The following is a 17,146-nucleotide window of genomic DNA, read 5'->3' as shown; positions in this document are numbered from 1 at the left end:
CTCCCGGTGAACGCTTAGCGATAAATCCCGACGGACGGCGCATCGCCGACATAGCCAAAACCGCGGTACATCCCCTCGCTGTTGAACGGCAGCGCGATATTGCCGTGGCGATCGACGGCGATCATGCCGCCGCTGCCGCCCAGCGCCGGCAGCTTCTCCATCACCACCCGATCGCTGGCCTCTTGCAGGCTGAGCCCGCCGTATTCGATCAGGGCGGAGACGTCATAGGCCGCCACGCCGCGCATGAAGATTTCGCCGGTGCCGGTGCTGGAGACCGCCACGGTGGCGTTGTTGGCATAGCAACCGGCGCCGATGATCGGCGTGTCGCCTACCCGCCCGGCCTGCTTGTTGGTCATCCCGCCGGTGGAAGTGGCGGCGGCGAGGTTGCCCAGCGCATCCAGCGCCACCGCGCCGACGGTGCCGAATTTGCGATCGGGATCGAGCGGATCCCCGGCCTGCGCCGCGCCGTCGTGATCGAGCAAGACTCGTCCCTGCTCCGCCTGGGCGCGGTGCAGCTGATCAAAGCGTTCTTGGGTAAAGAAGAAGTCGGGAGTAACCATTTCCAGGCCGTGGGCGGCGGCAAACTTCTCGGCGCCTTCGGCGGCAAACAGCACGTGTTCGCTGTTTTCCAGCACCGCGCGCGCCGCCAGCACCGGGTTGCGGATATGGCTGACGCCGGCGACAGCGCCGGCGTCGCAGGTGCGGCCGTCCATCACGCAGGCGTCCAGTTCGTGGGTGCCCTGATGGGTAAACACCGAGCCTTTGCCGGCATTGAACAGCGGGCATTCCTCCAGCAGCCGCACCGCTTCGGTCACCGCGTCCAGCGCGCTGCCGCTCTGTGCCAATACCGCCTGCCCGGCGGCCACGATCTCGGACAGCGCCTGGATATACTGCCGTTCTTTTTCCGCACTCAGCGCCGCCCGGGTAATTGCGCCCGCGCCGCCATGAATGGCAATCACTGGTTTGCTCATTTGCCTGACACCCTGTGTTAATCCCGCCGTTGCACAGCGAATAAGCTGAACGCGGTATCATTATTATTCAGTCTTTTTCGACTCTATTTAGTCCTACAGTGGAAGTACAGCATAACGTCCACGCCCCGCTTTTAGCGTAGCGCGCTTAGACCATTTCGCACCTTGAAATAGCTTATTGGAATAAAAACAGCAGGTTATAAAAAGCGGCAAACCGCTGACAGTGCGGCTGGGATTATTGGTAATTTCGCGAGAGGAAATAGCGGTAGAGCGTAATGAAATAAACGTTCGCGCTGAGTCACGCTTATTGCGGCGCCCGGCCTGCTGTTTTTACCCGGCCGGGCGCAGATGATCCGACGATTAAAAACCCGATCCTGGCTGCTGTAAAAAGGCCTCTTCTTCCGGCGTGCTGGTGCGCCCCAATATCGCATTGCGATGCGGGTAGCGGCCGAAACGATCGATGATCGCCTTATGCCGCAGCTCGAACTCCAGCTGGTCGCCATTATTGAGCTCGGTATATAACACCAGCGCCTGCTGGTGGATCAGCGGCGATTCCGAATGCATGAACGGCAGATAAAGGAAGCCGCGCTGCTCGCGGCTCAGCCGTTCGCACTCCCCGCTGCGGATCGCCTCCTGTGCCAGGACCAGCGCCATGCCGTCGCAGGCGAATGACTGCGGCGTGCCGCGAAACAGGTTGCGGCTGAACTGATCGAGCACGATCACCTCCGCCAGGCGCCCTTCGATGGTGTCGCGCCAATGCGCCAGCTCCCCCGCCGCCGCCGCCCGCCAGATTTCGCCGAAACGGCTGTGCAGCAGACGATCGAAATCGTCGTCCTTTTTGAACCACATGATCGGTTCGATCTCGTCGAACCAGAACTCGATAACCTGTTTATGCATCATGATCCTCCTCTGTTTTTCGCAGTTTATACCCGATCGCCCTGACGCCGCAGTGCGAAAGATGGCGGGCATAACCCGTTCTCCCCCCCGGCGTTCTCTGCCATAATACCCGCACTTTGTCGCTATCATTGCGCACCCTGATTACGGAGTTCCCCTTATGGATCATTGCCATACTTCCGATCTCATCTCCCTGGAGCAAGCGCTGGAAAAAATGCTCGGGCAGATCGCCCCGCTGCAACAGACCGAATCCGTCGCACTGACCGCCGCCGCCGGCCGCATCACCGCCGCGCCGGTGGTCTCGCCGCTCGACGTGCCGCCGTTCGCCAACTCGGCGATGGACGGCTATGCGGTGCGCCTCGCCGATCTGGCGGCCAATGCGCCGCTGCCGGTCGCCGGGAAAGCTTTCGCCGGCGCGCCGTTCGACGGTGAATGGCCGGCCAACAGCTGCGTGCGCATCATGACCGGCGCGCCGATCCCGGCCGGGGCGGACGCGGTGATCATGCAGGAGCAGGCAGAAGTGAGCGAGCAAGGCGTGCGTTTTACCGCGCCGGCAGAAGCCGGCCAGAATATCCGTCTGGCGGGTGAAGACATTCGTCGAGGCGCGAGCGTGTTGCCGGCCGGCGTGAAGCTGGGCGCCGCGCAACTGCCGTTGCTGGCTTCGCTTGGGATCGCCGAAGTGCAGGTGATGCGTAAGCTGAAGGTCGCGGTGTTCTCCACCGGCGACGAGCTGCAGCCGGTTGGCCAGCCGCTGCAGGCGGGCCAAATCTACGACACTAACCGCTTCGCGGTGCGCCTGATGCTGGAGCAGCTGGGCTGTGAAGTGCTCGATCTCGGCATTATCCGCGACGATCGTGATGCGCTGCGCGACGCCTTCACACAGGCGAACAGCCAGGCCGACGTAGTGATCAGCAGCGGCGGCGTCTCGGTCGGCGAAGCCGACTACACCAAACAGATGCTCGATGAACTGGGCCAGGTCAGCTTCTGGAAGCTGGCGATCAAACCCGGCAAACCGTTCGCCTTCGGCAAACTGGGCCACGCCTGGTTCTGCGGCCTGCCTGGCAACCCGGTTTCCGCCGCCCTGACCTTCTACCAACTGGTGCAACCGCTGCTGGCGAAGCTGGCCGGCCACAGCGATTGGCGCCTGCCGCCGCGCCTGCGCGCCCGCGCGCTGACGCCGCTGAAGAAATCGCCGGGCCGCCTCGATTTCCAGCGCGGGGTGTTCAGCAGCAACGCCGCGGGCGAACTGGAGGTCAGCACTACCGGCCACCAGGGCTCGCACGTCTTCAGCTCCTACAGCCAGGGCAACTGTTTCATTGTGCTGGAGCGCGAACGCGGTTCGGTGGCGGTAGGCGAAACGGTGGAGATCGAGCCGTTCAACGCCCTGCTGAGGAGCTGAACATGTTGCCGGAATTGACCGACGCCGAAGCGCTGCGCTACAACCGCCAGATCGTGCTGCGCGGCTTTGACTTCGACGGCCAGGAGAAGCTGAAGGCCGCCCGCGTGCTGATCGCCGGGCTGGGCGGGCTGGGCTGCGCCGCCGCGCCATATCTGGCGGCGGCCGGCGTCGGCCATCTGGTGCTGGTGGATTTCGACACCGTCTCGCTCTCCAACATGCAGCGTCAGATCCTGCACCGCGACGATCGCATCGGCCAGAGTAAAGTCAGCTCCGCCAGGCAGGAACTGAGCGCCATCAATCCGCATATCCGCATCGACGCCATCGACGGCCGTCTGGAAGATGACGCGGTCGCGGCAGAGATCGCCGCCAGCGATCTGGTGCTGGACTGCACCGACAACGTGGCGGCGCGCGACGCGCTGAACCGCCTGTGCCACGCACAGCGCAAACCGCTGGTTTCCGGCGCGGCGATCCGCATGGAAGGCCAGCTCAGCGTGTTCACCTATCAGCCGGGCGAACCCTGCTACCGCTGCCTGAGCCGGCTGTTCGGCGACAGCGCCCTCACCTGCGTAGAAGCGGGCGTGATGGCGCCGCTGGTCGGCACCATCGGCACCCTGCAGGCGATGGAAGCCATCAAGCTACTGGCCGACTATGGTCAGCCGCTGCGCGGCAAGTTGTTAATGTTCGATGCGATGAGCATGCAGTTCCGCGAAATGAAGCTGCCGAAGGATCCGCACTGCGAAGTGTGCGGCGGGGAATGACGGATAAAAAAAGGGCGGGATAATTCCCGCCCTGATGCGTTGCCGCGAGGGTTATACGATGCCCTGGCTGCGCAGATAGTCTTCGTAGTTGCCGGTAAAGTCGATCACCTTGTTCGGGGTGATTTCCAGAATCCGGGTCGCCAGCGAGCTGACGAACTCACGGTCGTGGGAGACGAAGATCAGCGTGCCTTCGTACATCTCCAGCGCCATGTTCAGCGATTCGATGGATTCCATATCCAGGTGGTTGGTCGGTTCGTCCATCACCAGAATATTCGGGCGCTGCATCATCAGCTTGCCGAACAGCATGCGGCCCTTCTCACCACCGGACAGCACCTTCACGCGCTTCTTGATGTCGTCCTGGCTAAACAGCAAACGGCCCAGCACGCTGCGCACCGCCTGCTCGTCGTCTTTTTCCTGCTTCCACTGGCTCATCCAGTCGAACACGGTCAGGGTGTCGTCGAACTCGTATTCGTGATCCTGTGCGTAATAACCGATACGGGCGTTTTCCGACCACTTGACGGTGCCGCTGTCCGGCTGTGCGTCGCCCACCAGCGTTTTCAACAGGGTGGTTTTACCGATGCCGTTGGCGCCCAGCACCGCGACCTTCTCGCCCACTTCCACCATCAGGTTCAGCTTGTTGAACAGCGGGCCTTCGTCGAAGCCCTTGGTGAGCGCTTCCACTTCCAATGCGTTACGGAACAGCTTCTTGTCCTGCTCGAAACGGATGAACGGGTTCTGGCGGCTGGAGGCTTTCACCTCTTCCAGCTGGATCTTGTCGATCTGGCGGGCGCGCGAGGTGGCCTGCTTGGATTTGGAGGCGTTGGCGCTGAAGCGGCTGACGAACGACTGCAGCTCGCTGATCTGCGCTTTCTTCTTGGCGTTGTCCGCCATCAGACGCTCACGCGCCTGGGTGGCGGCGGTCATGTATTCGTCGTAGTTGCCCGGATAGACGCGCAGCTCGCCGTAGTCCAGATCCGCCATGTGGGTGCAGACCATGTTCAGGAAGTGACGGTCGTGCGAGATGATGATCATGGTGCTGTTGCGCTCGTTCAGCACCTGCTCCAGCCAACGAATGGTGTCGATGTCCAGGTTGTTGGTCGGTTCGTCGAGCAGCAGGATTTCCGGATCGGAGAACAGCGCCTGCGCCAGCAACACGCGCAGCTTGAAGCCCGGCGCGATTTCGCTCATCGGGCCATAGTGCTGTTCCACCGGAATGCCCACGCCGAGCAACAGTTCGCCGGCGCGCGCTTCGGCGGTATAACCGTCCATTTCGCCGTAGGCCACTTCCAGGTCGGCCACTTTATAGCCGTCTTCTTCGCTCATCTCCGCCATGGCGTAGATGCGATCGCGCTCTTCCTTCACCGCCCACAGTTCGGTGTGGCCCATGATCACGGTGTCCAGCACGCTGTACTGCTCGAAGGCGAACTGATCCTGACGCAGTTTACCCAGGCGCTCGTTCGGATCGAGGAACACGTTGCCGCCGCTCGGCACCAGATCGCCGCCGAGGATTTTCATAAAGGTGGACTTGCCGCAGCCGTTGGCGCCGATCAGGCCGTAACGGTTGCCGCCGCCGAATTTAACAGAGATGTTTTCAAACAACGGCTTGCTGCCGAACTGCATGGTGATGTTGTTAGTGCTTAACACAGCGCTCGCTCTTTATACATAGGGAATGTGATTTGGCGCGCATTATGCCACAACGGGGTGCAGAGATCGCGGGAAGTTTCGGTGACATTTTGAGCGGTGGGTTCACGCCGTTTGCCGGTGGGCATTGGCTTGCGTACAAAAAGTCTGCTAGATTCGGCGCTTCATATTGAAAAGGATTTCTATGAAAAGCGCAAAGCAGATAGCCAACGATATGGCCGATGCCGTAAATATTGACAGCAATTTAGTGCGCGGGTTTGCACAAGGTTTTATCAGCGTACCGGTCGATTTCTACTACCTGGGCTACGACTATATTGATACTGAAAACAGATGGTTAAACTCGCAAGATAAAGAGCGATTTATCAGACTCATCAAGTCAGGCATGGCCAATAAAGCGAGCATCGAGAAAGTGGCTCATATCTTCATCGAAAACTTCGCCAGTAAGGTCAAGTTTGAAGATGTTAAGGACATGACCATAAGAACATCAGGCAAACTCATCGGCAAATTCGCCTTTAATCAGTTAGCCACCGCAAACATGGGATATATATTCTCTAAACAAATCATCCCACGGCTTGTCTCCGGTGTTGCCGTTGGCTCAATTCTCACCGCTGGGGCAAGCATATCGCGCTCTGTCTATACATCACGCGACTTGAGGGCAAGAAACTCACGGATGTATGATCAACTCAGACGCCTGGGAAACCTCGATCTGCTGTACTTTCTGTTAGAAAACAAAGTCCGACCATTCGAGGATGCCGTCTCGGTTTGGGAAAGAGATCGAAAGAAATTCAACCAAATTTGTCAGTACTTTTTTGCAAAGGTTAACGTATGAAGAACTTTATGCTGGCGGCTTTATCCAGAATTATTCAGGGCATAGGGTGTGGAGTGGTAGCCCTCTCGCTGTTAGCCATTGTCTGGTTCATGTTTTATTCCGACGATAGTTTTAAGTATCTGTGGGTTGCGACCTCCATAGCTGGAATTTTCTTAGGGTATTTCATTTTCAGGTTTGCGGTTAAAAAAATACACGACGGAAGCCCTGATTAAATAACATTGTGTTCAATTGAGCAGCAGATCACTCAGTCCAAAGAAACTCGCGTCAATTATTACATAGTTTGTCCTAATACCGACGCTCAGCGCAGCTGCTTCTCCAGCCACGCGCGCATATCCGCCACCACCCGCGTCATTTCACTCTCGCCATTTTCGCGCCGCATCACATGGTCTAAAGCCGGATAATTCAGGTAAGTGATATTCGTTTTGCCGTCGGCCCGCAGCTCGGCGATCATTTTCCCGACCGCCCCCGGCGAAACGGCGCGATCCTGGTCACCCTGCACGATCAGCACCGGCGTCTTGATGCTGCGCAGGGTGGCAAGCTGATCGATGTTCAGCATGCCATGCCACCAGCCATAGCCATGGTCACTGGCGTTCAGGGGGAACGGCGGCGCTGTCAGCACCTGCTGTAAAAATGCGTTCAACCCGGCTTTCTCTTCTTTTGGCGCGTCGGCCACGCTGTGGCGCACGTCGTCGATAAACCAGCGTCCGCCGCCGCTGAACGCCAGGGTAGCGTCAACCAGGCCCGAGGAGGCCGTCACCAAACTGGCGATCACCGCCCCTTCGCTGCCCCCCAGCACCACAACCTTTTGATAGCCGTTGCGCGCAATCACCGCCTGCAACACCCGGGTGACATCGCTCACCCGCCGCTGCGGCGTATCATGCTGCACGAAAGCGTCCGGGCAATCCTGCCGCGGCACCTCTTCGCGGTACGGCAAGGTGTCGTCGATGCCGTATTTCTCCACCGTCAGCAGGTCTGCGGCGGGTAACACCTGCCGCATCGGCGTGACCAGGCGGATATGCCGCACGCTGTTGCAATCCGAACCTTGCAGGATCACCAACAGCGCCGCCGACGATTGCCCGGGCACCGCAGCGTCCAGATAGTAATGAATACTCGAACCATCCTCCCGCGGCAGCGTCAGCGCTGCAGATTGCGCCATCGCCAGCCCGCTCCACAGCGCCAATACGCTCAGCATGCCTGTCGCCACTCTCATCACTTGCTCCTCTTCCCTGTTGCGTTCGGTTAATTCGTCTTTTCTGGTCTACGCTTCATGCCAATCACGTTTCTGACAGGGAAGCCTTACCATGCCACACCTCTATAACACCGCACTGCTGATCGGCGCCGCGCTGAGCGCCATCGCCGCCCTGCTGCATATTTGGGTGATCGCCGCCGGGCCGCGCGGCTATCGGCTGTGCGGCGCCGGCGATCGCTTCATTAAGGCGGCGGAAGCGGGTAAAAAGTTCCCGGCCGTCGTCACCGCCGGTATCGCGCTGGTGCTGTTTATTTGGGCGCTGTACGCGCTGTCCGGCGCGGGCCTGATCGCGCCGCTGCCGCTGCTGCGGCCCGCGCTGTTTATCATCACCTTTATCTATCTGCTGCGCGGTGTCGCCGGCCCTTTCGCCCTGCGCGATACCGGCCGCAGCCAGCGTTTTATCGTCGTCAGCTCGCTGATTTGCCTCGGCTTCGGGCTGGTGCATCTGCTGGGGATGACGCAGCGCTGGGGGGCGTTGGCGTAACGCCCTGTTGCTGCAAGACGGCGATAAACGCCTGCGCGGCGGCGCTGCGGTAAGCGTCTTTACGCTGCAGCAACACCGCCTGCCGAGCCGGCATGGCGTTGGCCAACGCCACTTTTTTCAACTGCCGGTTCTCGCGCGCAATGGCGGCCGGCAGCAGCGTGGCGAGCTGCCCGCGCCGCACGATCTCGACGATGGCGCCCAGCGCATTGGCCTCCACCGCCACCTGCGGCCGAAAACCGAGCTGCGTGCAGTAGCGATCGATAAACTGCCGCGTGGCGAAGTCGCCGCTCAGCAAGGCCAGCGGCAGATGTTGCCACTCCGCCAGCGTCAGCGGCCGACGCCGCGCCGCCAGGGGATGATCGGCACCGACCATCAGCTCCAGCGTCTCGCTGAACAACGGCATGGCTTCTACCTCCGCCGACTGCGCCATCTCGAAGGCAATCCCCAGATCCAACCTATCCTGCGCCAGGAGCGCCTCGATCCGCTCTTGCGCCATCTCCTCAATGCTCAGCGTAATCCCCGGGTAGCGGCGGTAGAACGCATCGATCGCCGGCCCCACCAGATAGGCGGTGAACGTCGGCGTCATCGCCAGCCGCAAATGGCCGCGCGCCAGCGTCGCCACGTCATGGATCGCCCGCGCGCCGGCGTCCAGATCCTGCAGCGCCAGCCGCGCATAGCGCATCCAGGCCTCACCGGCGTCGGTCAGGCGCACGGCTCTGCCGCTGCGATCGAACAGCGGCGCTCCCAGCGTATCCTCCAACTGTTTGATCTGTTGGGAGAGCGTCGGTTGCGAGACGTGCAGCGCTTCGGCGGCGCGGGTGAAGTTGCCCTGTTCGGCAACGGCCAGAAAATAACGGATGTGTCGCAGCAGCATAGCGCCCCAGCTATTAGTAAAACCTATAGCCGACATTATAAATGGGTCTTAGACCCTATAGCCAGAAGCGTTCATCATGCCGCCATCGCATAACGACACCCAATGGAGAAACGGATGAAAGAGGTGATTGAAGGCTTCCTAAAGTTCCAGCGCGAAGCCTTTGTTGAACGCACGGCGCTGTTTCAGCGGCTGGCGACCCGCCAAAACCCGCGCACCCTGTTTATCTCGTGTTCCGACAGCCGCCTGGTGCCGGAGCTGGTCACCCAGCGCGAGCCGGGCGATCTGTTTGTGATCCGCAACGCCGGTAACATCGTGCCTTCTTTCGGCCCCGAACCCGGCGGGGTGACCGCCTCGGTCGAGTACGCCGTCGCCGCGCTGGGCGTGGAAGATATCGTGATCTGCGGCCACTCCGACTGCGGCGCGATGACCGCCATCGCCACCTGCCAGTGCCTGGATCACCTGCCGACGGTCGCCGGCTGGCTGCGTTACGCCGATTCCGCCAAGGCGGTCAATCAGGCTTATCCGCACGCCTCCGACGAGGCGCGGGTCGCGTCGATGGTGCGCGAGAACGTCATCGCCCAGCTCAACAACATCAAAACGCACCCTTCCGTCGCCCTGGCGCTGGATCAGAGCCGCCTGGCGCTGCACGGCTGGGTCTATGACATCGCCAGCGGCGCTATCGAGGCGCTGGACGGCGAAACCCGCCGCTTCGTGCCGCTCGCTACCCATCCCGAGGTGACCGCCACCCCGGCGATCGCCCGTTTTTAAGCCGACAATAAGGAGCTAACATGACACACTCTCTGCACAACGCCGCCCCGCGCGAAGCGCTCACCGACACCATCATGGCCGCCAAGATCCGCCATAACCTGACGTTCGAAGCGCTGGCCGAGGGCACCGGCCTCAGCCTGGCGTTTGTCACCGCCGCCCTGCTGGGGCAGCACGCGCTGCCGGAACCGGCGGCGCGCACGGTGGCGGCCAAGCTGGGGCTGGACGAAGAGGCGGTGCTGCTGCTGCAAACCATCCCGCTGCGCGGCAGCATTCCCGGCGGCGTGCCGACCGATCCGACCATTTATCGCTTCTATGAAATGCTGCAGGTCTACGGCTCCACGTTGAAAGCGCTGGTGCACGAGCAGTTTGGCGACGGCATCATCAGCGCCATCAACTTCAAGCTGGATATCAAGAAGGTCGCCGATCCGGACGGCGGCGAACGCGCGGTGATCACCCTGGACGGCAAATACCTGCCGACCAAGCCTTTCTGATTGGCCTTGCGCCGGCGGCCCGCGCTGCCGGCAAATTGACAGCCAACCGGCCATTGGCTACATTAACTGCGCTGAAACGCCGCCCTGGCGTTTTTCACTGCCCGAGGCCTGTATGTTGGAGATTGTAACCACCCGATAGTCGCTTCCTTGTCGTATGGCGAGGGACTCTGACGTATCCGACGCGCGTTTGCGCGGGGATGCGCGTATCTGGGGTTATTACAGGATCTCCCAACATGAACATTTCCAAAGCGGAACAACGCGTGCTGCACGTGTTGGCCAAAGGCGGCTATATCGCCTTCACCCGCAACGACGCCGGTCGCGTCACCCACGTCGAATGCTACACCCGCGAAGGGCTCGGCCTGGCCGACTGCTCGCTGGCCGTTTTCACCAAGCTCAAAACCAAACGCCTGATCCTCTCTCGCCAGGGGCGCCCTTATCGCGTCACCTTCGCCGAGCTCAAGGCCGTGCGGGCGCAGCTGGACAACCGTTAATCATCGATACCGGCCGGGCAGGCAGTCCGGTCGGTTCAGCGTTTTTAATCAGGATACAACCATGAACATCACGTTACGCCACGAAACGCCGGCCGACGTCGGCGCCATCACCACCCTGACCGCCGCCGCGTTCCTGCACGCCGAACACAGCAGCCACACCGAGCAGTTTATCGTCAATGCGCTGCGCGCGGCGGGAGCCCTCACTCTGTCGCTGGTCGCCGAGCAAAATGGCACACCGATCGGGCACGCGTCCGTCTCGCCGGTCGTGCTCAGCAACGGCGCCGCCGGTTGGTACGGGCTGGCGCCAGTGTCGGTGCTGCCGGCCTGTCAGAACTTGGGGATCGGCAGCCGGCTGATCCGCCAGCTATTGGCCGAACTGCAAGAACGGCATGCCGCAGGCTGCGTGGTGCTGGGCGATCCGAATTATTACGGCCGTTTCGGCTTCCAGGCGCAAAGCGCGCTGACCCTGCCGGGCGTGCCGCAAGACTACTTCCGCGCCATCGCCTTCCAGGGCGCGCTGCCGTGCGCGGAGGTCGCCTTCCACAACGCGTTTAACGCCGACGCATAACCCTGTTGCCGGCGCCGTCATGGCGCCGGTTTTCAGTCCCGTTCGCCATAACGCAAGACGGTCATTCATTCCACCGCTGCGCCAGCGTCGATTTCCCTGCGCCGGCCTTGCCGCACATCAGGTGTAAAACTGCAGGGTAGGTTTGCATGACGTTCTCCGGTCGTTGCCGGAAGGGGATAAAAAAAACCCGCCTGCCGGCGGGTTTTTTATTGGCGACACACGCGCTATCCCACCACACGAAGCATGGTGATAATAATTTGCGCGAATGGGCGATAGGATCTTTTCATAACTAAGGAATATGACAACCGTACGCCGTTGTCAATTCGCCGTCATCAATCCCTGTTCTCGCACAAACTCGGTGAATAAACTCACTTTCTGCTGCACATGCCGGCGCGTCGGGTAAACCGCGAAGACCTGATGCACGTCGGCAATCTGTTCAGGGAACAGCCGCACCAGTCTGCCGGCAGCGATCTCGGGATCCGCCACAAACGACGGCAGCGAACCGATGCCCAGTCCCGCCATCAGCATATCCCGCAGCATCAGGCTGTTGTTGGCGATCAGCCGGGGAGTGAACGTCACGCTCAGGCTCTCCTCGCCAGCGGTGAACTGCCACTGCCCCGGCTTTTCCGCCAGGGAATAGGCCAGACAGCTGTGTCGCTGCAATTCATTGGGCGTTTGCGGCACGCCGTGCTGCGCCAAATAGCCGGGCGCGGCGCAAATTCGCTGATGCACGTCACCCAGCGCCCGGGCGCTGAGGGAAGAATCCGGCAGTCGGCGGCGAATGCGCAAGGAAATATCGAAACCGGCCGCCACCACGTCCAATACCCTGTCGTCCAGCGTCAGTTCCACCTGCAGCTGCGGGTAACGTTGCATAAACGGCGGCAGCAGCGGCGACAGCACCGTCAGGCCGAACGAGAGCGGCGCATTGACCCGCAGCGTGCCGGAGACCTGCTGCGCGCTGGCGGCAACCGTCTGCTCCAGCGCGTCGAACTCGCCAAGCAACCGGCAGGCTTCCTGGTAATAGAGCTGCCCGGCTTCGGTCAGGCTCATGCTGCGGGTGGTGCGCACCAGCAACAGCGTCCCCAACCGACTTTCCAACTGCTTAATCTGCTTGCTCAACGCCGCCGGCGTGATCGCCAGATCCTCCGCCGCCTTATAGAAACTGTTGCGCTCAACCACGCGGCGAAAGGCGCGCATCGTCAGTAGCACGTCCATATTATGTCCTACAGGTTAATTATTAATTCAATAAAACACAGATTATTAACCTCAACAACCTCAGTAGACTTTATCCAACCGCTTCCCTGAGTGGGAAGTGAATTTAATCTACTGATAATCATGGAGTTAATAATGAAAAAGACCCTGTTCGCCCTGATGCTCGGCCTGAGCGCCGCCACCGCCCCCGTCGCCGCGCTGGCGCAATCCCCCGCCGCCGATAGCCGCCAGGCGGGTTATGTGCAACCGCTGACCGCCGACAACAGCCTGTTGCTGCTGGTCGATCTGCAGGACATGTTCGGCATGACCATTTCCTCTATCGATCAAACCAATCTGGTGAATAACGCCGCCGGCATCGCCAAGGCCGCCAAGGTGTTCAACGTGCCGACCATTCTGGCCTCGGCCAACGCCAAAAGCTTCGCCGGGCCGGTATTCCAGCAGGTGACGCAGGCACGCCCGGACCTGCAGGTGTACGATCGCACCGCCATCAACGTCTGGCAGGATCGGCGCGTGGTGGATCTGATCAAACAATCCGGCCGCAAGAAAATCATCATCGGCGGGCTGTGGACCGCCAGCTGCGTGATGCTGCCGGCGCTGTCCGCTCTGGGCGAGGGGTATGAGGTCTACATATTGTCGGACGTCACCGGCGACATTACGCCAGATAGTCAAAACAACGCCATGCAGCGCCTGGTACAAGCAGGCGCCACCCCTATCAACTGGGTGGCGTTGATGCTGGAATGGCAGCAGGACTGGGGCCACAAGGCCACGGCGGGGGGCGTATTGCAGATCGCCCGCGACCACGGCGCCGCCTGGGGGATGGGCGCCAGTTACGCCGGGGCGATGAAGGTGGGCAGCGAAGCGAAATAGCGGACGAAAGCCCGCCGCAGGCGGGCTTTTTTCAGGTGCGGTGATAGCAACGGCTATCCTGCGGCGCCTGGTCGCGGCTCTCCAGCCCGTAGTCCCGCACCACCTCCGCCACCCGCAGCCGGTACTGCGCCAGCACCTCGCCACGGCCGCCCGCCTGCGCCGCCCGGTGCTGTTCGAGATTGCGCCACTGCTGCACCGCCGCCTCGTCGCGCCAGAAGGAGAGCGACAACAGGCGCTCGGGATCGGCCAGGCTTTGAAAGCGCTCGATGGAAATGAATCCGTCGACCTGCGCCAGCAGCGGCTTCAGCGCCGCCGCCAACTCCAGGTAGGTCTCCCGCTGCCCGTCGGCGGCCTGCAGTTCAAAAATCACGGCGATCATCCTCATCTCCTCTCAACGGTAAAATTCCGGCACACGCGCATTGAACGAACGGCGCCACTGCACCGATTTCAACGCCCGCTCATCAATATCCAGCGAACGCAGACACACAGCACCAGAGTGCGATAACCACAGGTTAGCGATGGACGAGCAGTCATACTTCGTCTAACATCGAAGTATGCATAACATCGAGATAGAAGATCGTTTAGCGGCGCTGAGCGCCGCCATCGCTGACCGCACCCGAGCGCGCATGCTGTGCCTGTTGATGGACGGGCGCGCCTACACCGCCACCGAGCTCAGCGCGGCGGTCGAGGTCGCCCCGTCTACCGCCAGCGCACACCTGGCGAAACTGCTGGAGCAGCGGCTGATTGCCTGCGTCAAACAGGGGCGCTACCGCTATTTCCGGCTGGCCGGGCAACCGGTGGCCGCAGCGCTGGAAGGCCTGATGGCGCTGGCGGGCGTGCCGCGCCCATCGGTGAAGAGCAGCACGCCTACCTCGCTGCAGTATGCCCGCACCTGCTACGACCATATGGCGGGCGAGGTGGCGGTGAAGCTGCACGATCGGCTGCATGCGCTGAACTGGCTGACCGGCGAAGAAGACTACCGGTTAAGCGACACCGGTCAGGCCGCGCTGAGGCGGCTGGGCGTCGATTGCTCGCCCGCCCCCACCCGCCGCCGCTTCGCCTGCGGGTGCCTGGACTGGAGCGAACGCCGATCTCACCTCGGCGGCGCGCTGGGCGCCGCGCTGTTGGCCGTCTTTATCCAACGCGGCTGGATCCTTCGCCGGCTCGACAGCCGTGAGCTGCAGCTGACCCCCGCCGGTAAAAAAGCGCTGGCCGCACATTTTGACCTCACGGTGTAACCCGGCGACAGGGTAGTTTTACTGCAATACTCTAGGGGTACGCTTAAGCGACCCCGCCAACCCGAGGAGTTTCCATGCTCGATTCCACCCAATTCCCGATCGTCAAACGCTGGCCGGCTCAACATCCGGAACGGCTGCAGCTCTACTCTCTGCCGACGCCGAACGGCGTCAAAGTGTCCATCATGCTGGAAGAGATCGGCCTGCCTTATGAAGCGCACCTGATCGACATCGGCAACAACGAGACCTGGACGCCGGAGTTCCTGGCGCTGAACCCGAATGGCAAGATCCCGGCGATCATCGATCCCGACGGCCCCGGCGGCCGGCCGCTGCCGCTGTTCGAATCCGGCGCCATTCTGCTCTACCTGGCGGAAAAGAGCGGCCGTTTCCTGCCGCAGGATCCGGCGCAGCGTTACGAAACCATTCAGTGGGTGTTCTTCCAGATGGCCGCCGTCGGCCCGATGTTCGGCCAGCTCGGTTTCTTCCATAAATTCGCCGGGCGCGAATATGAAGACAAGCGGCCGCTGGAGCGCTACAAAAACGAATCGAAACGCCTGCTCGGCGTGCTGGAAACGCGCCTGGAGGGCCGCGACTGGATCATGGGCGCGGAGTACACTATCGCCGATATCTCGCTGCTGGGCTGGGTGCGCAACCTGATCGGCTTCTATGAGGCGCGCGAACTGGTGGAGTTCGACAGTTTCCCGCGCGTCGCACAGTGGTTGGAGCGCGGTCTGGCGCGGCCGGCGGTGCAGCGCGGGCTGGCTATTCCGGCGCGCACGGCCTGAGACGCCAAACGGGGTGGCCGCTGGGCCATCCCGCCTTTCGCTGTCATAAAATTGTCATCCCTCTGCTCTACTCTCCTTACGTAACAATTTGATGTTATTTATATTGTTGTATTACGACAAGGAGCTTACCCCATGCAACCTGCTGTATCCCTGCTCGCCGGCGCCGTGCTGTCCGCCCTGCTCTGTTCCTCCGCCATCGCGGCGGAAACCTCGCCCAATGCTGATGGCCTGACCGAGCGCGCCGCACGCGGCAACCTCGCCGAACCGGGCGGAGCCCGTCGTCTGGCCGGCGATCAGACCGCCGCGCTGAAGGCGTCGCTGTCGGACAAAACGGCGAAAAACGTGATACTGCTGATCGGCGACGGCATGGGGGATTCCGAGATCACCGCCGCGCGCAACTACGCTGAAGGCGCAGGCGGTTACTTCAAGGGCATCGACGCCCTGCCGCTGACCGGGCAATACACCCACTACTCGCTGGACAAGAAAACCCGCAAGCCGGATTACGTGACCGATTCCGCCGCCTCCGCCACCGCCTGGACCACCGGGGTGAAAACCTATAACGGCGCGCTCGGCGTGGACGTGAACGGCAAAGATCAGCCGACGCTGCTGGAGATCGCCAAGGCGGCCGGCAAGGCCACCGGCAACGTCTCCACCGCCGAGTTGCAAGACGCTACGCCGGCGGCGCTGGTGTCGCACGTCACCTCGCGCAAATGCTACGGCCCGGAGGAAACCAGCGAGAAATGCGCCGCTAACGCACTGGAAAACGGCGGCCGCGGCTCCATTACCGAGCAGCTGCTGAAAACCCGCGCCGACGTCACGCTGGGCGGCGGCGCGAAGTCCTTCAACCAGCTGGCGAAAAGCGGCGAATGGCAAGGAAAATCGCTGAAAGATCAGGCGGCGGCGCAGGGTTACCAATGGGTGAGCAACGCGGATGAGCTGCAGGCCGTTACGTTGGCCAACCAGCAAAAACCGCTGCTGGGCCTGTTCGCCGACGGCAACATGCCGGTGCGCTGGTTGGGGCCGAAAGCCAGCTATCACGGCAACCTCGACAAGCCTGCGGTAACCTGCGAAAACAACCCGGCGCGCACCGCGGCCACGCCAACGCTGGCGGCGATGACCGAAAAAGCGATCGCGCTGTTGAAAGATAACCCGAACGGCTTCTTCCTGCAGGTCGAGGGCGCGTCGATCGATAAGCAGGATCACGCCGCCAACCCGTGCGGGCAGATTGGTGAAACCGTCGATCTGGACGAAGCGGTGCAAAAAGCGCTGGCCTTCGCCCGCGCCGACGGCAACACGCTGGTGATCGTCACCGCCGACCATGCGCACTCCAGCCAGATCGTCGCCGCCGGCGCCAAAGCGCCGGGCCTGACCCAGCTGCTGACCACCAAAGACGGCGCGCCGATGACCCTCAGCTACGGCAACTCGGAAGAAGAATCGCAGGGGCACACCGGCACCCAATTGCGCGTCGCGGCCTACGGCCCGCACGCCGCCAACGTGGTGGGATTGACCGATCAGACCGATCTGTTCTTCACCATGCGCGATGCGATGGGCATCCAGTAACCGCCTGCCGCACGATGGCCGCCCGCAACGGCGGCCATTTATTATTGGTTACCGATAGGTATTTGCAATTTAA

The 17,146-nt window shown here is 61.6% G+C and carries 19 protein-coding genes; 12 read left to right on the top strand and 7 right to left on the bottom strand.

What is annotated here, in order from left to right; translation table 11 throughout:
* Positions 1-14: 14 nt before the first annotated feature.
* Both J0F90_RS07615 and J0F90_RS07610 read right to left on the bottom strand, forming a co-directional pair.
* The gene (locus tag J0F90_RS07615) at positions 15-971 is read right to left on the bottom strand and encodes an isoaspartyl peptidase/L-asparaginase family protein (RefSeq protein WP_033640887.1); all 957 of its coding nucleotides are present in this window, start codon (positions 969-971) and stop codon (positions 15-17) included.
* A 357-nt stretch (positions 972-1,328) separates the two neighbouring features.
* On the bottom strand, positions 1,329-1,865 hold the full coding sequence (locus tag J0F90_RS07610; RefSeq protein ID WP_016928462.1) for a DUF924 family protein: 537 nt from the start codon (positions 1,863-1,865) through the stop codon (positions 1,329-1,331).
* A gap of 157 nt (positions 1,866-2,022) precedes the next feature.
* Between J0F90_RS07610 and moeA the strand changes: the two genes are divergently transcribed.
* Together moeA and moeB are read left to right on the top strand one after the other, a co-directional pair.
* Positions 2,023-3,261, top strand: a complete 1,239-nt coding sequence (moeA, locus tag J0F90_RS07605; protein WP_033640888.1) for a molybdopterin molybdotransferase MoeA — start codon at positions 2,023-2,025, stop codon at positions 3,259-3,261.
* Positions 3,262-3,263: 2 nt separating this feature from the next.
* A complete protein-coding gene (moeB, locus tag J0F90_RS07600; protein WP_033640889.1) occupies positions 3,264-4,019 on the top strand; it encodes a molybdopterin-synthase adenylyltransferase MoeB in 756 nt (251 codons plus the stop codon).
* A gap of 51 nt (positions 4,020-4,070) precedes the next feature.
* Here the strand turns inward: moeB and J0F90_RS07595 are convergent, their stop codons facing one another.
* Positions 4,071-5,663: an ABC-F family ATPase gene (locus J0F90_RS07595; protein WP_072009684.1), complete on the bottom strand. Its 1,593-nt coding sequence runs from the start codon at positions 5,661-5,663 to the stop codon at positions 4,071-4,073.
* 181 nt (positions 5,664-5,844) lie between these two features.
* Between J0F90_RS07595 and J0F90_RS07590 the strand changes: the two genes are divergently transcribed.
* Positions 5,845-6,489, top strand: coding sequence for a hypothetical protein (locus tag J0F90_RS07590; protein WP_033640891.1), 645 nt, complete (start codon positions 5,845-5,847; stop codon positions 6,487-6,489).
* A gap of 298 nt (positions 6,490-6,787) precedes the next feature.
* On the opposite strand, the gene J0F90_RS07585 is transcribed toward J0F90_RS07590, so the two are convergent.
* Entirely contained in the window at positions 6,788-7,699 is a 912-nt protein-coding gene (locus J0F90_RS07585) for an alpha/beta hydrolase (RefSeq protein ID WP_033640892.1), read from the bottom strand.
* Positions 7,700-7,790: 91 nt separating this feature from the next.
* Here J0F90_RS07585 and J0F90_RS07580 point away from each other — a divergent pair, with 91 nt between their 5' ends.
* A complete protein-coding gene (locus tag J0F90_RS07580; RefSeq protein ID WP_033640893.1) occupies positions 7,791-8,222 on the top strand; it encodes a hypothetical protein in 432 nt (143 codons plus the stop codon).
* Here the strand turns inward: J0F90_RS07580 and cynR are convergent.
* Positions 8,146-9,096 carry a transcriptional regulator CynR gene (gene cynR / locus J0F90_RS07575; protein ID WP_033640894.1) on the bottom strand — a complete coding sequence of 317 codons (951 nt, stop codon included), beginning with the start codon at positions 9,094-9,096 and terminating at the stop codon, positions 8,146-8,148. The genes J0F90_RS07580 and cynR overlap by 77 nt on opposite strands.
* Before the next feature lie 114 nt (positions 9,097-9,210).
* Between cynR and J0F90_RS07570 the strand changes: the two genes are divergently transcribed.
* The 4 genes from J0F90_RS07570 (at position 9,211) to J0F90_RS07555 (ending at position 11,414) form a co-directional block, all read left to right on the top strand.
* On the top strand, positions 9,211-9,864 hold the full coding sequence (locus J0F90_RS07570; protein WP_033640895.1) for a carbonic anhydrase: 654 nt from the start codon (positions 9,211-9,213) through the stop codon (positions 9,862-9,864).
* A gap of 20 nt (positions 9,865-9,884) precedes the next feature.
* The gene (cynS, locus tag J0F90_RS07565) at positions 9,885-10,355 is read left to right on the top strand and encodes a cyanase (RefSeq protein ID WP_025302127.1); all 471 of its coding nucleotides are present in this window, start codon (positions 9,885-9,887) and stop codon (positions 10,353-10,355) included.
* 233 nt (positions 10,356-10,588) lie between these two features.
* On the top strand, positions 10,589-10,846 hold the full coding sequence (locus J0F90_RS07560; protein WP_033640896.1) for a YjhX family toxin: 258 nt from the start codon (positions 10,589-10,591) through the stop codon (positions 10,844-10,846).
* A gap of 61 nt (positions 10,847-10,907) precedes the next feature.
* Positions 10,908-11,414, top strand: coding sequence for a GNAT family N-acetyltransferase (locus J0F90_RS07555; RefSeq protein WP_033640897.1), 507 nt, complete (start codon positions 10,908-10,910; stop codon positions 11,412-11,414).
* 318 nt (positions 11,415-11,732) lie between these two features.
* On the opposite strand, the gene J0F90_RS07550 is transcribed toward J0F90_RS07555, so the two are convergent.
* Entirely contained in the window at positions 11,733-12,629 is an 897-nt protein-coding gene (locus J0F90_RS07550) for a LysR family transcriptional regulator (RefSeq protein WP_033640898.1), read from the bottom strand.
* Positions 12,630-12,761: 132 nt separating this feature from the next.
* Here J0F90_RS07550 and J0F90_RS07545 point away from each other — a divergent pair, with 132 nt between their 5' ends.
* Complete coding sequence (locus tag J0F90_RS07545; RefSeq protein WP_033640899.1) at positions 12,762-13,493, top strand: isochorismatase family protein; 732 nt, start codon at positions 12,762-12,764, stop codon at positions 13,491-13,493.
* 31 nt (positions 13,494-13,524) lie between these two features.
* On the opposite strand, the gene J0F90_RS07540 is transcribed toward J0F90_RS07545, so the two are convergent.
* Positions 13,525-13,872, bottom strand: a complete 348-nt coding sequence (locus tag J0F90_RS07540; RefSeq protein ID WP_033640900.1) for an antibiotic biosynthesis monooxygenase family protein — start codon at positions 13,870-13,872, stop codon at positions 13,525-13,527.
* A 175-nt stretch (positions 13,873-14,047) separates the two neighbouring features.
* Here J0F90_RS07540 and J0F90_RS07535 point away from each other — a divergent pair, with 175 nt between their 5' ends.
* The 3 genes from J0F90_RS07535 to phoA all read left to right on the top strand — a co-directional run bounded on the left by J0F90_RS07535 (position 14,048) and on the right by phoA (position 17,073).
* Positions 14,048-14,731: an ArsR/SmtB family transcription factor gene (locus tag J0F90_RS07535; protein ID WP_033640901.1), complete on the top strand. Its 684-nt coding sequence runs from the start codon at positions 14,048-14,050 to the stop codon at positions 14,729-14,731.
* Positions 14,732-14,805: 74 nt separating this feature from the next.
* A complete protein-coding gene (locus J0F90_RS07530; RefSeq protein WP_033640902.1) occupies positions 14,806-15,513 on the top strand; it encodes a glutathione S-transferase N-terminal domain-containing protein in 708 nt (235 codons plus the stop codon).
* A gap of 132 nt (positions 15,514-15,645) precedes the next feature.
* Positions 15,646-17,073: an alkaline phosphatase gene (gene phoA, locus J0F90_RS07525; protein WP_033640903.1), complete on the top strand. Its 1,428-nt coding sequence runs from the start codon at positions 15,646-15,648 to the stop codon at positions 17,071-17,073.
* Positions 17,074-17,146: the final 73 nt, after the last annotated feature.

The sequence above is a fragment of the Serratia marcescens subsp. marcescens ATCC 13880 genome (assembly GCF_017299535.1).
GTDB lineage: Bacteria > Pseudomonadota > Gammaproteobacteria > Enterobacterales > Enterobacteriaceae > Serratia > Serratia marcescens.
The sequence above is the reverse complement of the archived record's forward strand: the minus strand, read 5'-3'. Positions and strand labels throughout refer to the sequence as shown.

Bases quoted from the DNA above. Each gene is read 5' to 3' on its own strand.
- J0F90_RS07615 (WP_033640887.1), bottom strand. From the start codon at position 971: ATGAGCAAACCAGTGATTGCCATTCATGGCGGCGCGGGCGCAATTACC.
- J0F90_RS07610 (WP_016928462.1), bottom strand. From the start codon at position 1,865: ATGCATAAACAGGTTATCGAGTTCTGGTTCGACGAGATCGAACCGATC.
- moeA (WP_033640888.1), top strand. From the start codon at position 2,023: ATGGATCATTGCCATACTTCCGATCTCATCTCCCTGGAGCAAGCGCTG.
- moeB (WP_033640889.1), top strand. From the start codon at position 3,264: ATGTTGCCGGAATTGACCGACGCCGAAGCGCTGCGCTACAACCGCCAG.
- J0F90_RS07590 (WP_033640891.1), top strand. From the start codon at position 5,845: ATGAAAAGCGCAAAGCAGATAGCCAACGATATGGCCGATGCCGTAAAT.
- J0F90_RS07585 (WP_033640892.1), bottom strand. From the start codon at position 7,699: ATGAGAGTGGCGACAGGCATGCTGAGCGTATTGGCGCTGTGGAGCGGG.
- J0F90_RS07580 (WP_033640893.1), top strand. From the start codon at position 7,791: ATGCCACACCTCTATAACACCGCACTGCTGATCGGCGCCGCGCTGAGC.
- cynR (WP_033640894.1), bottom strand. From the start codon at position 9,096: ATGCTGCTGCGACACATCCGTTATTTTCTGGCCGTTGCCGAACAGGGC.
- J0F90_RS07570 (WP_033640895.1), top strand. From the start codon at position 9,211: ATGAAAGAGGTGATTGAAGGCTTCCTAAAGTTCCAGCGCGAAGCCTTT.
- cynS (WP_025302127.1), top strand. From the start codon at position 9,885: ATGACACACTCTCTGCACAACGCCGCCCCGCGCGAAGCGCTCACCGAC.
- J0F90_RS07560 (WP_033640896.1), top strand. From the start codon at position 10,589: ATGAACATTTCCAAAGCGGAACAACGCGTGCTGCACGTGTTGGCCAAA.
- J0F90_RS07555 (WP_033640897.1), top strand. From the start codon at position 10,908: ATGAACATCACGTTACGCCACGAAACGCCGGCCGACGTCGGCGCCATC.
- J0F90_RS07550 (WP_033640898.1), bottom strand. From the start codon at position 12,629: ATGGACGTGCTACTGACGATGCGCGCCTTTCGCCGCGTGGTTGAGCGC.
- J0F90_RS07545 (WP_033640899.1), top strand. From the start codon at position 12,762: ATGAAAAAGACCCTGTTCGCCCTGATGCTCGGCCTGAGCGCCGCCACC.
- J0F90_RS07540 (WP_033640900.1), bottom strand. From the start codon at position 13,872: ATGATCGCCGTGATTTTTGAACTGCAGGCCGCCGACGGGCAGCGGGAG.
- J0F90_RS07535 (WP_033640901.1), top strand. From the start codon at position 14,048: ATGCATAACATCGAGATAGAAGATCGTTTAGCGGCGCTGAGCGCCGCC.
- J0F90_RS07530 (WP_033640902.1), top strand. From the start codon at position 14,806: ATGCTCGATTCCACCCAATTCCCGATCGTCAAACGCTGGCCGGCTCAA.
- phoA (WP_033640903.1), top strand. From the start codon at position 15,646: ATGCAACCTGCTGTATCCCTGCTCGCCGGCGCCGTGCTGTCCGCCCTG.